This is a genomic window from Streptomyces sp. NPDC024555 (assembly GCF_055559335.1).
Window position 1 is genome coordinate 17,406 of sequence record NZ_JBVHKV010000034.1, and the last position, 15,372, is coordinate 32,777.

The following is a 15,372-nucleotide window of genomic DNA, read 5'->3' on the forward strand; positions in this document are numbered from 1 at the left end:
CCCCGCCCACCGGGCCCGGCTCCCGGGCCCGCACCCGGGGCGGTCTCGGTGCGCCCCTGTCGGCCCTCCCGCCGACTGCGGGTGCCGCGGGCGCTGCCCCGCGCGGGACGCCTGGCGGGCTCGCCCTCCCGCGCGCCGGGGAACCCGGTCCGCCCACAATGCCGCTCAGGGCCGCACCCACCGCACCCACCGCACAACGTGCCGCCGTTCGGGTCCGCCCGGTCCCCGGCCGGGGCGTTTTCCGAAGTGCCCCGGTCCAGCGTGCCCGTGCGCTCCTCGTGGCGCGGACGCTCGCTGTGCGTACCGGCGCCGCCGAGGGGTTCACGGCGCCTGCGTCAGCAGGAGCGAACCGGCCCGTCGTACCGGCCGTCTGGCGGCGCGACACCCCGCGCCCGCACGAGACCGGGGAGGCGCGGCCCGTCGTCCAGCGCGTCGCCGCCGCCCCGGTCGCGCCGCCGCGCGCGCACGCCCCGCTCCCGGCCCGGTCCGTCGCGCCGTGGGAACCGCCCGTCCCGGCCGGCCTCGCGCCGGAATCCGCCCCCCGGGCCCCGGTGGTCCGCCCGCATCCGGCCGGCACCCCGCGCCCCGTCGGTTCCGTCGCGCCCGTGCAGCGCCTCGCGATGCCGGTCGTGGCGGAGGCCGAGCCGGAGGGGGGTGCCCCCTCCGCCGTACGGCCGACGGCCCCCCGGACCGCCCAGCCGGCGCCCGCGCGGGCCCACTCGCAGGCGGTGCAGCGCGCCGTCGCGCAAGCCGGTCTGAGCGGTGTCCCGGTGACCGTCGTGCAGCGGCAGCCCGCCCCGCGTCCGGCGCCCGAGCGGCCCGCCGAGCCCGCCCCGGACGTGGACGTGGAAGACCTCGCCCGGCGCCTCATCGACCCCGTCGCCCGGCTGCTCAGGGCCGACCTGCGGCGGGGCCGCGAACGTTCCGGACGTCCGTACGACGGCCGCCGCTGACAAGGAAGACCACGGATGACCGACAACATCTTCGCGACGAGCGTGTTCTTCAAGCTCACCATCGGCGGGAGCGATCTCGGCGCGTTCCACACCTGTTCGGGGCTGGGCGCCGAGGTGGAGATCGAGAGTTACGCGGAGGGCGGCAACAACGGGTACACCTGGCAGCTGCCGGGGCGGATCACCTGGACCAACATCACACTGACCCGCCCGGTCACCGCCGACACCCTCAAGATCGCGCGCTGGCTGAACGAGACGACGCAGCGCGTCGAGCGCAAGGACGGCGAGATCGTCGCCCTGCGCCCCGACCTCAGCCGGATCGTCAGCTGGCAGGTCCAGGGGATCGTGCCGGTCCGCTGGCAGGGGCCGTCCTTCGACCCGGCCAGCTCGCAGGCCGCGGTCGAGACGCTGGAGATCGCGCACGAGGGGCTGGTGCCCTCCTGATGCGTCGCCAAGAAACGATCCCGGAAGGAGGGACCCCGTGCCAGCCGCTGCCCGCACGAGCCGTGCCCGCGCCCAGCTGACCATCATGGAGCCGCCGTCGGACGTCGGGGCCAAGCCCGGCGGGACGCTCGCCCGGCTCACGCTCCAGTTCAACCCGGCGACGCTCTCGCTGCGCAAGTCCACCGAGTGGCGCCGCACCCCGTCCCGCACGGCGGGCGAGTCCGCGCTGCCCGAATTCGTGGGCAGCGGGCCGCGCTCGCTGTCCCTGGACGTGTTCCTGGACGCGACCGCCACGCACGACAACTCCGTGGAGCGGGCGGTCGAGCAGCTGATGACGGCCTGTGTGCCGACGCCGAGCAGTCTGGGCCGGAAGAAGCCGTCGAGCCCGTGGGTGCGGTTCGACTGGGGGACGTCCAGGACGACGTCGTTCGACGGGGTGCTCTCCAGCCTCTCCGTCTCGTACACGCTGTTCGACGTCGACGGGAAGCCGCTGCGCGCCACCTGCTCGCTGTCGATCGAGGAGGCGAGCGTCGACCCGGCCGGGCAGAACCCGACGTCCGGGTCGCGGGAGGCACGGCGTACGCACACGGTCGTCGCGGGGGACAGTCTGCCGCTGCTGGCCTGGCGGGAGTACGGCGATGCCACGGCCTGGCGCACCATCGCGGAGGCGAACGGCATCGACGACCCCATGCACCTGCCCCCGGGCAGCGAACTCCTGGTGCCCGCGCTGGAGGACCCCGCGGCCGGGGACGGCGCGCCGGAGGCCGCCCGATGACCGGCCCCGCCCGCTCCTTCGCCGCGGACCCCATCGTGGAGGCGCCCGCCGAGCTGCCCCAGGCGTGGGCCGCCCAGCTGGTGAGCTGCGCGGTGGACGAGAACATCGGACTGCCCGACAGTGCCGTGCTGACGTACCGCGATCCGTACCACACGCTGCTCACCGCCACCGGGATCACCATCGGCACCGAGGTGAGGATCTCCGTGGTCACCGTCCAGGAGCGGGCGCGCGAGCGGCTGTTCACGGGGGAGGTGACCGCGCTGGAGCTGGACAGCGACACCACCGGATCGTTCACCGTCGTCCGCGCGTTCTCCAAGGCGCACCGGCTGCGGCGCGGCCGCAAGGTGGTCGCGTACCGGAACATGAAGGCCGCCGACATCGTCCGCAAGGTCGCCGCCGGGGCCGGGCTGCCGTGCGGGAAGGTCGAGGCGGCCCCGGTGACGTACAAGCAGCTGACCCAGCCGAACGTCTCGGACTGGGACTTCCTCCAGTACCTCGCGGGGGAATGCGGCGCGCACGTCCGGGTGGACGAGAAGGGCGTGCTCCAGTTCGTGAGGCCGAAGCCGGCCTCCTCGGCGCCCGCGCCGTCCACCTCCGCGGCCAAGCATCCGATGGTGCTGGAGTACGGCCGCAATCTGCTGGCGCTGCGGGCCGTGCTGACCGGGTCGGACGGGGCGGACAGTGTGGAGGTGCGCGGCTGGGACGTGGAGAACAAGGTCCGGCTGGTCGCCCGTGAGCAGGCCGTCCGCTCCGACACCGTGGTTCCGGGTGCGAGCCCGTCGTCGGCCGCCGCCCTGTTCGGGAAGAACGCCCGGATGACCGTCGCGGACACCCCGTACCGCACCCAGGCCGAGGCCCGCGCGGTCGCCGGTGCCGTGGCCGGACGGGTCGCCTCGGGCTTCGGCGAGATCGAGGCGGTCGCGGAGGGCAATCCGAAGCTGCGGGCCGGCGAACCGGTCGCGCTCGGGAACGTCGGCCCCGCGTTCGCCGGGCGCTACACCGCGACCGCCGCCCACCACACCCTGGACCCGCACGGCGGCTACCGTACGACCGTCCTGGTCAGCACCGACCCGGACCGCTCGCTGACCGGGCTCACCGCCGGGCCGGGCGCGCCCCCGCCCGGCCCCCGGATGCCGGGGCTCGCGATCGGCGTCGTCACGGACATCCGCGAGGGCCGGGGCAGGGAACGCGGTTCGGTGCGGCTGAAGTTCCCCTGGCTGGACGACACCTACGTCACGGACTGGGTGCGTACGGTGCAGTGGGGCGGGCAGGGCGGTGGCGGGGTGTTCAGCCCCGAGGTCAACGACGAGGTGCTGGTGGGCTTCGAGCAGGGCCTGATCGACAGCCCGTATGTGCTCGGCGGGCTCTACAACGGCGTCGACAAGCCGTCCCCCCACGATGTCCCGCTCGTGGACCCGACGAGCGGCAAGGTCAACCGGCGCTCCCTGGTGTCCCGTTCGGGCAACCGGATCGAGCTGCTGGACACCCCGCGCGGCCCGTCCGGTGTGCGGCTGGCCACGGGGGACGAGCAGCTGGAGGTCGTGCTGGACGAGCGGCGCGGCGAGATCGCGCTGAAGGTGTACGCGCGCGGTACCTCCCGGGTCCTCAGCTCCCTGTCGCTCGGCCGCACCGGGATCACGCTCGACGCGGGCGCCGGAGACGTCCAGGTGAAGGGCCGGTCGGTGACCGTCGCCGGGAAGACCGGCGTCACCGTCGACGGCGGTCTTCTCGCCGTCCTGAAGGCCGCTCTCATCCGCATCAACTGACGCCCCGCCCCCCGCCTTATCGAGGAGATCACCAGCCATGCCCCAGGCAGCCCGTACGGGCGACCCCACCGTCCACGGGGGCGTCATCGGCACCCCGCCCCCCGGCGCGGTCGCCGTCGCCACCGTGCTCATCGGCGGCAGGCCGGCCGCCGTGACCGGAAGTCTGCACGTGTGCGTCGTGCCCCCGCACGCCCTGCTCGGGCCGGGGAACGTCGTCATGCCGAACCCGGCGGCGGCCGTCGGCGGCGCGGTCCTGATCGGCGGGCTGCCCGCCGCCCGCATGGGCGACACCACCACCTGCGGCGCGAAGATCATCGCGGGGGCGCCCAACGTCCTGATCGGGGGCCCGATATGAGCGAGCACGATTTCGTCGGGGGCGCGGTATGAGCGAGCACGGCTTCATAGGGCGCGGCTGGGGCTTCCCGCTGCGCGTCGGCGCCACGGGCGGGATCGGCATGGTCGAGCGCGAGCAGGAGATCGAGGAGGCCATCGGCCTGATCCTCGGCACCGCGCCCGGCGAGCGGCCCATGCGGCCCGAATTCGGCTGCGGCATCCACGAGTACGTCTTCGCGCCCGGTGACGGCGCAACGGCGGGGCGGATCGCCCACGAGGTGCGGACGTCCCTGGAGCGCTGGGAGCCGCGCATCGAGGTGCGGGACGTGGTCGTGGCGTACGACACCGTCGAGGAAGGCACGCTCTACATCGACGTGCACTACACCGTCCGGTCCACCAACGACCTGCGCAATCTCGTCTTCCCCTTCTACACGATCCCCGAGGCGGGAGCCCGCTGATGTCCCTGACCCCGCCCAATCTGGACGACCGCCGCTTCCAGCAGCTCGTGGACGAGGCCAAGCGGTACGTCCAGCAGCGCTCGCCCGAGTGGACCGACCACAATGTGTCGGACCCCGGGGTCACGCTGATCGAGACGTTCGCGTACATGGTCGACCAGCTCCTGTACCGGTTGAACCGGGTGCCGGACCGGAACTACTTCGCCTTCCTGGACCTGCTCGGCGTGCGGCTGTTCCCGCCGGCGGCCGCGCGGGCCGATGTCGACTTCTGGCTGTCCGCGCCGCAGCCGGACACCGTGCGCCTCCCGGCGGGTACGGAGGTGGCGACCGCGCGCGGCGAGACGGAGGAGGCGGTCGTCTTCTCGACCGGCGAGGAGCTGGCGATCGTGCCGAGTGCTCTCGTCCGCCTGGTCACGGTCCCGGCGTCCGGCGAGCAGACCGACCGCACCGGGCCGCTGGCCGAGGGCCGGGACATCCCCTGTTTCCAGGCCCGGCCGCAGCCCGGCGACGCCCTTCTGTTCGGGCTGCCCACCGCCGTGCCCCGGTGCATCGTCGCCGTACGTCTGGACAGCCGGGTCGAGGGCGTCGGCGTCGATCCCCGGCAGCCGCCGCTGGCCTGGGAGGCGTGGGACGGCGCCCGCTGGCTGCCCTGTGCGACCGGCACCGACTCCACCGGCGGGCTCAACAGGCCCGGGGAGGTCACGGTGTTCGTGCCCGCCGGGCACACCGAGTCCGTCACCGCGGGCATCCGGGCGGGCTGGCTGCGCTGCCGGGTCACCGAGGCCGCCCCCGGCCAGCCCTTCTACTCCGAGTCCCCGACGATCCGCGAGGCGGAGGTCTTCACGGTCGGCGGCACGGCCGGCGTCGAGCACGCGGAGACCGTGTACGACGTGCCGCTCGGCACGTCCGAGGGGGTCGCGGGCCAGACGTTCGCCGCGCCCAGGACGCCCGTCCTGCTCGACGGCGAACCGCCGCTCGTGGAGGTGTCGTCGGCCGACGGCTGGCAGGCCTGGACCCCGGTCGAGCACTTCGGCGCGTCCGGTCCGGGCGACCGGCATGTGCGGATCGACGCCGTCGCGGGCCTGTTCGCCTTCCCGCCCGAGGTGCGCGAGGCGGACGGCACCATGCGGGCGTACGGGGCGGTGCCCCCGAAGGGCGCGCACCTCCGCCTGGCCCGCTACCGCACGGGCGGCGGTGCCGCCGGCAATGTGGCGCGCGGCGCGATCCGTGTTCTGCGCAGCTCCGTCCCGTACGTCGCCGGGGTCGACAACCGGGAGGCGGCGCGCGGTGGCGTGGACGGCGAGACCGTCGAGAACGCGAAGGTCCGCGCGCCGCAGATCCTCCGCGTCCAGGAGCGTGCCGTCACCGCCGAGGACCACGAGGCGATCGCCTGCGAGGCCGCGCCCTCGCTGCGCCGGGTCCGCTGCCTGCCCGCCGCTCCGGGCGAGGGCGGCGCGGTCCGGGTCCTGGTCGTTCCGGACGCCGTCCCCGACGAGGGCGGCCGGCTCCGCTTCGAGCAGCTGATCCCGCCGGACGCCGTGCTCGCGGCCGTGGCCGGGCGGCTGGACGAACGGCGGCTCGTCGGCACCCGTCTGGTGGTCGAGCCCCCCGCCTACCAGGGCGTGACCGTCGTCGCCGGACTGGTCGCGGACGAGGGCGACACGGACCGCGTCCGGACCGCCGCGCTCGACGCGCTGTTCCGCCACATCGACCCGCTGAGGGGCGGCGCGGACGGCACCGGCTGGGCGTTCGGCAGGCCCGTGCAGTACGGGGAGGTGTTCGCCGTCCTCCAGGCCGTGCCCGGTGTCCGTCTCGTCGAGGAGGTACGCCTGTTCCCGGCCGACCCGCTCACCGGGCGGCGCGGCGGGGCGGTGGACCGCATCGACGTCGCCCCGAACGCCCTGGTCTTCTCCCACCAGCACCAGATCGCGGTCACCGCCGCCGGGGAGCGCCCATGACACGGGCCGCCGTCCCCGGCCTCCCCAGCCGCTACCCGATCGGCGCGCTGCTGCCCGCCCTGTACGCGGACGACGACCTCGCCCAGCGCTTCACTGCGGGCCTGGACACGGTTCTCGCCCCGGTCCTGTCCACGCTCGACAACCTCCCCGCCTACTTCGATCCCGCGCTGGCCCCGGACGACTTCCTGCCCTGGCTCTCCTCCTGGGTCGGCGCGGGCATCGATCCGGCCTGGCCGGAGGACCGCCGCCGCGCCGCGATCGCCCGCGCCGTGGAACTCCACCGCCGGCGTGGCACCCGCCAGGGCCTGGCGGACCAGCTGCGCCTCTGCTTCGGCGTGGAGGCGGACATCCGGGACGGCGGCGGCGTCACCTGGTCGTCCGCGCCCGGCTCCGCGCTGCCGCCCGCCCCGACGGGCGAACTGCTGGTGCGGGTCCGGCCCCTGACCGGCCGCGTGCCGGACGAGGCCCGCCTCCTGGCGGTGGTCCGTGCCTCCTGCCCGGCGCACCTGACGTGCCGGGTCGAGATCCTGCCGGGCACCCCGGCCGCCGACGAGACCGGGAGCCCGACATGACCCGCCCCTGCCCGACCTGCGGCGCCGCGAACGCGGAGAACGAGGACTTCTGCGGGAGTTGCGGTGCGTATCTGGGGTGGTCGACGCGGACACGGCCCGGGGGGCCGCCTCCGGGACCGGACCCGGACCCAGACCCGGGGGCGGATTCGGGGGCGGATTCGGGGACGGCTGCGGATTCGAACCCGGCCCCGGCAGCGCTCCCCGCGTCGGAGCCGTGCCCGGACCGGGCCGCGGATTCGGGGGCCGCGGCGGGGGCGGCTTCGCCTTCGGGGACGGGTACGGGTACAGGTCCGGGTACGGCTTCGCCTTCGGGTACGGCTCCGGGTACGGACCCGGCCCCCGCGTCGGACGACGAGCCGGAGCGGCGTACAGCCCCAAGCTCCGCCGCACCCGCGGTGCCTGCCCCATCCGCCGCACCCGAACGGGAACCGGCCCCCGCCCCGCGGCCGCCCGCGCCCGCCCCCGTACAGCCGGCGCGACCGCAACCGCCAGGGTCGGCGTCGGGGTCCGCGTCGGGGCCGGGACCGGAACCGGCCGAGGAGCCCGTGGGCGCGGTCCGGCCCGGCGTACCCGTCGTCGCCCGTCCCACCGTCAGGACGGCCGCGGTGGACGACGAACCGGACGGCGAGCCCTGCCCCAACTGCGGGACGAACAACCGTCCGGGCCGCACGTTCTGCCGCGCCTGCGCGCAGCCCCTGAAGCCGCGTGCCCAGGCGGCTCCGCTGCCGTGGTGGCGGACCAGGTGGCCGTTCAACCGCCGGGTGAGGGCGGGCTCGGGCCGGCTGCTGCGGGGCAGCCTGATCGCCCTGGTGGTGGCGGGCCTCCTGGTCGCGGGCTTCCTGCTGGTCCCGGCCGGGCGTTACGTCGTGGAGGACGTACGGGACAAGCTCGGCGGCGCGGGCGAGATCAGCCCGGTCGGGGTCTTCGCGAACGCGGCCGCCCCCGGGCACCCGGCGAAGGCGGCGGTGGACGGCGTGACGAACACGTACTGGGGTGCGCCGAAGACGGGGGACGCGCTGACGGCGGAGTTCGAGGACCCGTTCCGGCTGGTCGGGGTCACGGTCCACACGGGCGTCTCGACGAAGCCGGAGGTCTTCCAGAAGGGGGCCAGGCCGACCCGGGCGGACCTGAGCATCACGACGAAGGACGGGAAGGTCCACGAGAAGACGATGACCCTGGCCGACAAGCCGGGCGAGCAGACCCTGCGGATGGGCATCAGCGACGTCGTGTCGATCCGCTTCACGGTCCGCGAGGCCGCCGGCCGGGGCAGCGGACGCCCGATCGCCCTGGGCGAGATCGAGTACTTCAAGCGCACCTGAGAGCCGGGCTCCCGCCCTCACCGTGGGCACGGCCGACGGAACGTCCCCCAACGGCTGCGCTCCCGGGCCACTCAACTGTGCCCCGCCGGACCTGGAACCGCCCCCGCGGCCCGGGATATGCAGGGAGGGACACGCTCCCCCCAGGAAGAGGTCCCCATGCGCAGCCAGGACGGTGCCGAGAAGGCAGGTGCGGCGCGCGGGCCCGGAGGGGCCCGCAAGTCGGGGGCGCCGGCCGCCGCGCCCGCCACCGAGTGGCTCGCGCTGCAGGGCCGCGTCGGCAACGCGGCGGTCGTCCAGATGCTGCGGGCCGCCGGCCATCCGCACTGCGGCCACGAGGACGCGGAGCAGCCGGTGCAGCGTTCGGCCGTCGACGCCGTGCTGCGCTCCGCCGGTCGGCCGCTCGACGGCGCGGTCCGGTCCGAGATGGAGTCGCGGCTCGGGGCCGACTTCTCGGACGTCCGCGTCCACAGCGACGCCGCCGCACGAGCCTCGGCCGCCGAGGTCGGTGCGCGGGCCTACACCTCGGGGCACCACGTGGTCATCGGCGAGGGCGGGGCCGACAAGCACACGCTGGCCCATGAGCTGACCCATGTCATCCAGCAACGGCACGGGCCGGTCGCGGGCACCGACAACGGCTCCGGGCTGCGCGTGTCCGATCCGTCGGACCGGTTCGAGCGGGCGGCGGAGGCCAATGCGACGCGGGTGATGCGGGGCCCCGCCCCCGTACAGCGTGAGGAGGCCGGGGCCCCGGCCGCCACGCGTACCCGTCCCTCGGTCGTCCAGCGCGCTCCGCTCTCCGGCTACAACCAGCGGGTCGACTATCCGCAGGGGGCCCGCAGCGTGACGGTCAACGGTCAGGCGGGCGATGTGGGGATCGAGATGAAGGGTGACCTCTTCCCCGGCCACCTCGGTACGGGAGAGGCGCCCAAGGTGCAGCCCGCGTGGTGGCCGCCGAGCGGGACGCCGATCGGGGACTGGTTCAGGAACTACATGGTCCAGGGGCACCTCCTGAACCACAATCTGGGCGGTTCGGGCAAGCACCTGGAGAACCTGACCCCGCTGGTCAAGCAGGCCAACAGCCAGCACCACGCGAAGGTGGAGAAGGGCCTCAAGGCGGCCATTCTCCAGAACGGCTACACCGCCCGGTACCACGTGACGGCGGACTTCAGTTCCCACCCCACATCGGCCGATATGAAGATGACGCCGGGATCTCCGGAGGCGGTCGCCTTCGACACCGTCTACCGATTCGGCCTTCCCGGGAAGATCAGGGCGGAATACACCTTGTACGACGCCAAGGGCAAGGAAGTGGGTGGGGACGCGTGGGAGATCGAGAACAACAACATGTAGGACGTCACGTGAGCGACACACGGCAACGGCTCGACGCGCTGGTCGCCTCTCTCCGCGAGAACCCTCGCGTCGAGCTGCTGAACCACGCGCTGACCGATCCCCTGCCCGCCGCCCGGCTGTCCCGGGTCATCGAGGAGTCGGGCGCCCGGCTCCCCGCCGGAGTGGAGGACTTCTACCGGCAGGTCGGGTCCTTCACGCTCGACTGGCGGTCCGCCGCGGGCGACGGGCAGGGCCGCGGCGCGATCGACGTGCTGCCCCTCGACCGCGTGCTCGGGGACTGGAGCGGGGTGACCTGGTTCCCCCGGGGCGACCAGGAATTCCGCCCCGTCGTCCCCTTCGACTTCTTCACCCCGGAAGCGTGCGTGGCATTCGAGCGGGGCGAGGACGGCGTCTTCTCCGAGCAGGTCAGCTACCACTACTTCGGTGAGGAACTGGCGTCCACCGGCCGCACCTTCGCCGAGTACGTCGATCTCCTGATCGCCTCACGCGGATACTGGTACTGGCCCACGGCCCTGTGCGCCGGATACGAGGACAGCGCGGAGGTCGCGGACTTCCGCCGCACCATGCCGCTGCTCTTCCCGGACCACGACGACGCGCTGTTCCACCCTGTGCCGCAGGAGCGCTAGTGCTCTGACCAGGAGGGTTCGCCGGGTCGGTGGTCGCGACGGGGAGAGGAACAGCGGCAGAAGGACGACTCAGGAGACGGACGGCTCGATCTCCCCCGCGAAGACGATGACCTGGTCGATGAGGCTCCGCCGCAGATGGACGACGTCCGTTCCCGCCAGGCGGGGTCCTCCCTCGGGCGTGGCGAAAACCCACTGGTACCGGGCCCATTCGTCAGGCATGTCCACCGCTGAGCAGCGCACCATCGTCCCGGTCCCCGCCGGGTGGCGCCGGATGTCCAGCACGAACCGCTCGACCGCCGCGATTCCCTCGCTGCGGCCCAAGGGTCCCCAGAAGACCACGTCCGAGGTCAGGGCCTGGGAGAGCAGGGCAGTCACATAGCTGTCGTCCGAGGCGTTGAACGCGGAGATGAACGTGTCGATCGCGGAGCGTGCGGTCTCTTCCTGCATGCCCCAGTAATACCAGCCGCTTCGCGTGCGCTCGTCCCACGAGCCGCCTTTCGATCGCGCTGGACCAGCCCGTCCGATTCATCCGGCAGACCGTCGGCTGTACGGCCCGGACGGCCGGTCCTCGCCGGCCCCGGCCGGCCCCCGCCGGCCCCGGCCGTCCGGTGAGGGTGTTACCTTGGGTGCCAGAGCGATGATCAGTTCGCTCACGGAGACATGAGGAGGTGTGTTGATGACTGTCATGGAGACCACTGCCGTGTGCGGTGCTCGGATCATCCTCACCTCCCGGGCCTCGTCCTGACCTTGGGCTGTCCTGCTCCTTCGTAGGAGCGTTTTCGGCACGCCTTCGTCCGACGGGGTCCCCGTTCAAGGGTCTCCCTCGTGTTTTTTCATCACTCTCTTCTCCCTCCCTCCGCTCTCTCTTCCCATGAGCGCGTTCTGACGTCGGCTGGCTACGGCTGGGACGCCGGCCGTGAGCGCGCCTTCGCCCTGTCGCGGGCCGAACGCGCCCACAGTGGCGTCGTCACCGAGACGGGTCCCGTCCGCCGAGCAGTCCCCCACTTCAAGGCCTGACGGAAAGGAATCTGGTCATGGACCTTCCCCGTATCTTCACCATCCGCGAGAGCGGCCACCGCATCCACAACCCGCTGACCGCCGAGAAATTCGCCACCCTGGGCGCGTCCCTCCGTCTCCCCGCCGGGACCCGGGTCCTCGATCTGGCCAGCGGCTCCGGCGAAATGCTGTGCACCTGGGCACGCGACCTGGGCTTCACCGGCACGGGCGTCGACATCAGCACACTCTTCACCCAGCAGGCGCAGGCGCGCGCCGTCGAACTCGGGGTCGCCGACCGGGTCGAGTTCGTCCACGGCGACGCAGCCGGGCACGTCGCGGGCCGGCCCGTCGACCTCGCCGCGTGCGTCGGCGCCACCTGGATCGGAGGCGGCGTCGCCGGAACGGTCGAACTGCTCCAGCGCAGCCTGCGCCCCGGAGGCCTGATGCTGATCGGCGAGCCCTTCTGGCGGCAGACCCCTCCGGACGAGGACACCGCCAGGGCCTGCCACGCCACCTCGCTCGCCGACTTCCTCGAACTCCACGCACTGATCGGACAGTTCCAGGACCTCGGCTACGACGTCGTGGAAATGACGCTGGCCGACCAGGACAGCTGGGACCGCTACGCCGCGGCCCAATGGCTCACCATGCGCCGCTGGCTCGACGAGAACCCGGACGACGAACTGGCCCCCGACGTGAGGAAAGAACTCACCACCGAGCCCGCCCAGTACGCGCGCTACGGGCGTGAGTACCTCGGCTGGGGAGTCTTCGCCCTCATGAAGCGCTGACCCCGTCGCTCCGCGCGGGCCCGGACGGGATGCCGTCCGGGCCCGCCGCGATGGGCGAGGGAGCGGGGTACGGCTTCGCGGACGCCGACGGCGGGACAGGCCGGGGCAGCAGGTCCTACGGGGTGGGCGCGGCCGTAGGCCCCTGGACTTCCAGGACGACGGCCGTGCCGCCGACGGTCCGGTCCTCGTGCATGGTGATCGTGTGGCCGGGCCGGAGGTGTCGCCACTGCGAGGGGTCGAGGGGTGCGAGCCGTACGGAGGAACGCTCGCCCGGCCCCAGGGTGGGAGTGAAATCGACCCACAGGGCGGCGATATTGAGCGCTTCCTCACCGGTCGGTGCGCGGTTTCCGATGCTCCACATCGGCCGGAGCACTCCGGCTCCGGAGAACGGCGTCCGCCGTGTGCTCTCACCGGCCGGCCGAAGCGTGAGATCGGCCCGGATGATCCCGTTCCGGGTCTCGTAGCACCGCCAGCGGCACCAGGCCGCGCTCCTCTCCAGCCGCATCTGCTCCGCGGCCGTGGCGAGGTCTTCCCAGAAGCCGAGTGGAAGGGGGCGGACGTCGCCGAGTTCCTCCAGCAGGCCAAGGGCCACCTCCCATTCGTCGTGGACGAGGTAGTCCCAGACATCGTCGATCGTGATGTCGTTCCCGGTGGCGATCCCCGCGGGAACCAGCAGGGAGGCGGCTTCCAGCAGTTCGGGGACGTCCATGCGGTGATTGTGGACCATCCGGCCGGCGGCCCCTGAACCGCTTCACACACAGCGGGCGCGGCAGCCCGTGCGGTCATCGCCGCGTGCCGCCGGGCCGGTGCCGTTGGGTCAGAAGGTGGCGGGTCGGGGGGCGGTGGGTCCGGGGGCGGTGGCCCGGAGGCGGTGGTCAGCAGTTGCGGATGGACCAGACGGGCGACCAGTCCGTGCGGTGCTTCGAGGAGTCGCCGGCGTAGAAGGCGACGAGTTCATCGCCGTCCTCGTCGTAGAAGACCGAGCGGGTGGACCGGCCTCCTGTCTGCTCGTTCCAGTAGGGGCCCCAGTCCTCCCAGTTGGAGAGGTAGTAGCGGGCGCATGTTCCGAGGCGGAAGATCTCCCAGTTGTCCGTCGTCAGGTCCCAGACCGCGGTGCAGAGGTTCCCACTGCCGCAGGTCCAGGAGCCGCCGGGCTCGACGTGGATGCTGGGATGACGACCCGTACGGACCGCGTGGAACGCCCCCCGCCCGACCGGATCCAACACCGTCGGAGCACGGCCCGGACCCGTCGGCGACGGTTGAGCCAGCATCCTGACGGCCGCACTCACGGGGAACCTCTGACGTCCGAGGCCGCGTCGCCTTGACCTGGCCGTTGTCGAGTTTCTCCGCCACGGCGTCGTCGTCGTACGGGAGCAACCCACCGCCTCCGGGCCCTCCGGCAGGCTCGAACTGCGTGTCCGTGGAGGATCTCCGAGGCCGGACCGGCCGGTGAAGGAGGGAGTACGTCTGGGTTGCGAGTCGGCGACGGACCGTTCGGAAGGATGTCTTTCGGGCGATCGTGGGGGCATGCCCGATCATGACGACGAACGGTCTTCGACGCCCGGCGCGGAGGGCGCGTTCTCCGGGGGGTGTGTGCTGCTGCTCGTTCTGGTGGCGGATGTGGCGGCCGCGCTGTTGGTCGCCATCGTGCTCGCCGTTCGAGGCCTGCACCGGATGGACGGTGGCTCCGGGCAGACGGCTGATGGCGGGGCGTCGCAGGACTGGGCTCCGGTGCTGGGTTTCGGTGTGCTGTCCCTGGTGGTCGGCGTAACGGCCGTCGTACTGCTGCGGATCGAGCACCGCGTGACCGGGGTGGTGCAGATGATGCTCTGCTTCCTTGTGGCGCTCTTCGCGCTGGCGTCCTGGCCGTGACGGCCGCGGCTCCCGTGCGGTCGGGGCAGCCGGCGCGGTGAAGACCCGGGCAGGACGGTGGTGCTGGAGCAGGCGTGCGGGAGATGTCGACACGGCGGGGGGTCGGTCCCAGGCCGGTTTACGGGGGGGGCCGCGCCGGGCCCCTCAAGGTCACAGGTCGCGTTCGCGCAGGCCATGCCTTCGTAAAGCCACTCTGCGCCGGTCGCGACCGGACTCATGATCACGAAGCCGAATTCGAATGTCTGATCGTGGGGAGTGTGTCGTGAGCCGTAGATGGGTGAAGATCCTGGGGATCACGCTGGCCGTACTCGCGGTCCTCTTCACTGCTGCCGACCGGCTCGCGGTCCACTTCGCGAACAAGGAGATCACTCAGCTCGCGAAGGGAAACTACGGATACGGCAACACGACCGACAGCTATGTCGACCTGTCGATCAAAGGCTTTCCCTTCCTCACCCAGGCGGCCGGCGGCTCCTTCGATCACGTGACGCTGGACGCCGGAAAGTTCTTCGTCAGCAGTACGACCGACGCGAGGGGCGGCTACCTCCACATCGACCGGCTCCACCTCGATCTCAACGACGTGCACGTGGCCTCCCTGTCGGGCCGCAGCGCCGAGGCGAACCTCGTCACGGGCACGCTGACGCTCTCCTACAAGGAGCTGTCCGAGGCGTTGTCGCGGCTGGTGGGAGGCGGTGCCCCGGGAGGCACCCGGCTGACGGTCTCGCCGGACTCCGGGTCGAACGGCCAGGAGGCACACGTCAAGGTGTCGGGGACGGTCGCGGGCAAGCCGGTCGACAGCGCGGGCACGGTCCTGGCCCAGGGCGACGAAGTGGGCTTCCACGTCCCCGGGCTGGACGAGAGCGATGTCGCCTGGTCGGTCTCCCTTCCGGTCAACACCGGGTTCGCCGAGGCCCGTGCGGCCGAGAACGGGCTGGAGGTCGGCATCGTCGGGCATCAGGTCCGTCTCGGGTCGACGCGTATGTGAGGGTGGGATCCGCTCAGCGGGCGGAGCGCGTACGTTGCCTTGGATCGCATGTCTTCGAGGGGGCGTCGTTCTGCTCCCGGAGGCTCCTGGCGGGAAGGGGGTATGGCCGTCGGCAGTGCGGGCCGCGTGATCACCGCCTGGACCAAAATGATCATCCCCGAAGCGGCTCATCCACGCATTTCCCGCGACCAG

At 72.8% G+C, this 15,372-nt stretch carries 17 protein-coding genes; 14 read left to right on the top strand and 3 right to left on the bottom strand.

Going from position 1 to position 15,372, the window contains the following annotated elements:
• Positions 1 to 296 precede the first annotated feature (296 nt).
• The 11 genes from ACZ4FH_RS35685 (at position 297) to ACZ4FH_RS35735 (ending at position 10,545) form a co-directional block, all read left to right on the top strand.
• On the top strand, positions 297 to 953 hold the full coding sequence (locus ACZ4FH_RS35685) for a hypothetical protein (protein WP_467310128.1): 657 nt from the start codon (positions 297 to 299) through the stop codon (positions 951 to 953).
• Between the two features lie 15 nt (positions 954 to 968).
• A complete protein-coding gene (locus tag ACZ4FH_RS35690; RefSeq protein WP_467310129.1) occupies positions 969 to 1,394 on the top strand; it encodes a phage tail protein in 426 nt (141 codons plus the stop codon).
• Between the two features lie 85 nt (positions 1,395 to 1,479).
• A complete protein-coding gene (locus ACZ4FH_RS35695) occupies positions 1,480 to 2,169 on the top strand; it encodes a CIS tube protein (RefSeq protein WP_467310204.1) in 690 nt (229 codons plus the stop codon).
• The gene (locus ACZ4FH_RS35700; RefSeq protein ID WP_467310131.1) at positions 2,166 to 3,935 is read left to right on the top strand and encodes a VgrG-related protein; all 1,770 of its coding nucleotides are present in this window, start codon (positions 2,166 to 2,168) and stop codon (positions 3,933 to 3,935) included. The genes ACZ4FH_RS35695 and ACZ4FH_RS35700 overlap by 4 nt, the downstream gene beginning before the upstream one ends.
• Before the next feature lie 37 nt (positions 3,936 to 3,972).
• Positions 3,973 to 4,290: a PAAR domain-containing protein gene (locus tag ACZ4FH_RS35705; RefSeq protein WP_467310133.1), complete on the top strand. Its 318-nt coding sequence runs from the start codon at positions 3,973 to 3,975 to the stop codon at positions 4,288 to 4,290.
• Between the two features lie 28 nt (positions 4,291 to 4,318).
• Entirely contained in the window at positions 4,319 to 4,726 is a 408-nt protein-coding gene (locus ACZ4FH_RS35710; RefSeq protein WP_018101386.1) for a GPW/gp25 family protein, read from the top strand.
• Positions 4,726 to 6,681 (top strand): putative baseplate assembly protein, encoded by a 1,956-nt coding sequence (locus ACZ4FH_RS35715; RefSeq protein ID WP_467310136.1) that lies wholly within the window; start codon positions 4,726 to 4,728, stop codon positions 6,679 to 6,681. Before ACZ4FH_RS35710 ends, ACZ4FH_RS35715 begins: the two co-directional genes overlap by 1 nt.
• Positions 6,678 to 7,253, top strand: a complete 576-nt coding sequence (locus tag ACZ4FH_RS35720; protein WP_467310138.1) for a phage tail protein — start codon at positions 6,678 to 6,680, stop codon at positions 7,251 to 7,253. Before ACZ4FH_RS35715 ends, ACZ4FH_RS35720 begins: the two co-directional genes overlap by 4 nt.
• Positions 7,250 to 8,572 carry an NADase-type glycan-binding domain-containing protein gene (locus tag ACZ4FH_RS35725; RefSeq protein ID WP_467310140.1) on the top strand — a complete coding sequence of 441 codons (1,323 nt, stop codon included), beginning with the start codon at positions 7,250 to 7,252 and terminating at the stop codon, positions 8,570 to 8,572. Before ACZ4FH_RS35720 ends, ACZ4FH_RS35725 begins: the two co-directional genes overlap by 4 nt.
• Positions 8,573 to 8,728: 156 nt before the next feature.
• Positions 8,729 to 9,919, top strand: a complete 1,191-nt coding sequence (locus tag ACZ4FH_RS35730; protein ID WP_467310142.1) for an eCIS core domain-containing protein — start codon at positions 8,729 to 8,731, stop codon at positions 9,917 to 9,919.
• A gap of 8 nt (positions 9,920 to 9,927) precedes the next feature.
• Complete coding sequence (locus ACZ4FH_RS35735; RefSeq protein WP_467310144.1) at positions 9,928 to 10,545, top strand: hypothetical protein; 618 nt, start codon at positions 9,928 to 9,930, stop codon at positions 10,543 to 10,545.
• A gap of 69 nt (positions 10,546 to 10,614) precedes the next feature.
• On the opposite strand, the gene ACZ4FH_RS35740 is transcribed toward ACZ4FH_RS35735, so the two are convergent.
• The gene (locus tag ACZ4FH_RS35740) at positions 10,615 to 10,992 is read right to left on the bottom strand and encodes a nuclear transport factor 2 family protein (protein ID WP_467310146.1); all 378 of its coding nucleotides are present in this window, start codon (positions 10,990 to 10,992) and stop codon (positions 10,615 to 10,617) included.
• Between the two features lie 587 nt (positions 10,993 to 11,579).
• Here ACZ4FH_RS35740 and ACZ4FH_RS35745 point away from each other — a divergent pair.
• Positions 11,580 to 12,326: an SAM-dependent methyltransferase gene (locus tag ACZ4FH_RS35745; RefSeq protein WP_467310148.1), complete on the top strand. Its 747-nt coding sequence runs from the start codon at positions 11,580 to 11,582 to the stop codon at positions 12,324 to 12,326.
• Between the two features lie 115 nt (positions 12,327 to 12,441).
• On the opposite strand, the gene ACZ4FH_RS35750 is transcribed toward ACZ4FH_RS35745, so the two are convergent.
• Entirely contained in the window at positions 12,442 to 13,035 is a 594-nt protein-coding gene (locus tag ACZ4FH_RS35750; RefSeq protein WP_467310150.1) for a hypothetical protein, read from the bottom strand.
• A 166-nt stretch (positions 13,036 to 13,201) separates the two neighbouring features.
• Entirely contained in the window at positions 13,202 to 13,552 is a 351-nt protein-coding gene (locus tag ACZ4FH_RS35755; protein WP_467310152.1) for a hypothetical protein, read from the bottom strand.
• A gap of 301 nt (positions 13,553 to 13,853) precedes the next feature.
• Here ACZ4FH_RS35755 and ACZ4FH_RS35760 point away from each other — a divergent pair, with 301 nt between their 5' ends.
• The gene (locus tag ACZ4FH_RS35760; protein ID WP_467310154.1) at positions 13,854 to 14,198 is read left to right on the top strand and encodes an inner-membrane translocator; all 345 of its coding nucleotides are present in this window, start codon (positions 13,854 to 13,856) and stop codon (positions 14,196 to 14,198) included.
• A 262-nt stretch (positions 14,199 to 14,460) separates the two neighbouring features.
• A complete protein-coding gene (locus tag ACZ4FH_RS35765; protein ID WP_467310155.1) occupies positions 14,461 to 15,180 on the top strand; it encodes an LmeA family phospholipid-binding protein in 720 nt (239 codons plus the stop codon).
• The last annotated feature ends 192 nt before the right edge of the window (positions 15,181 to 15,372 follow it).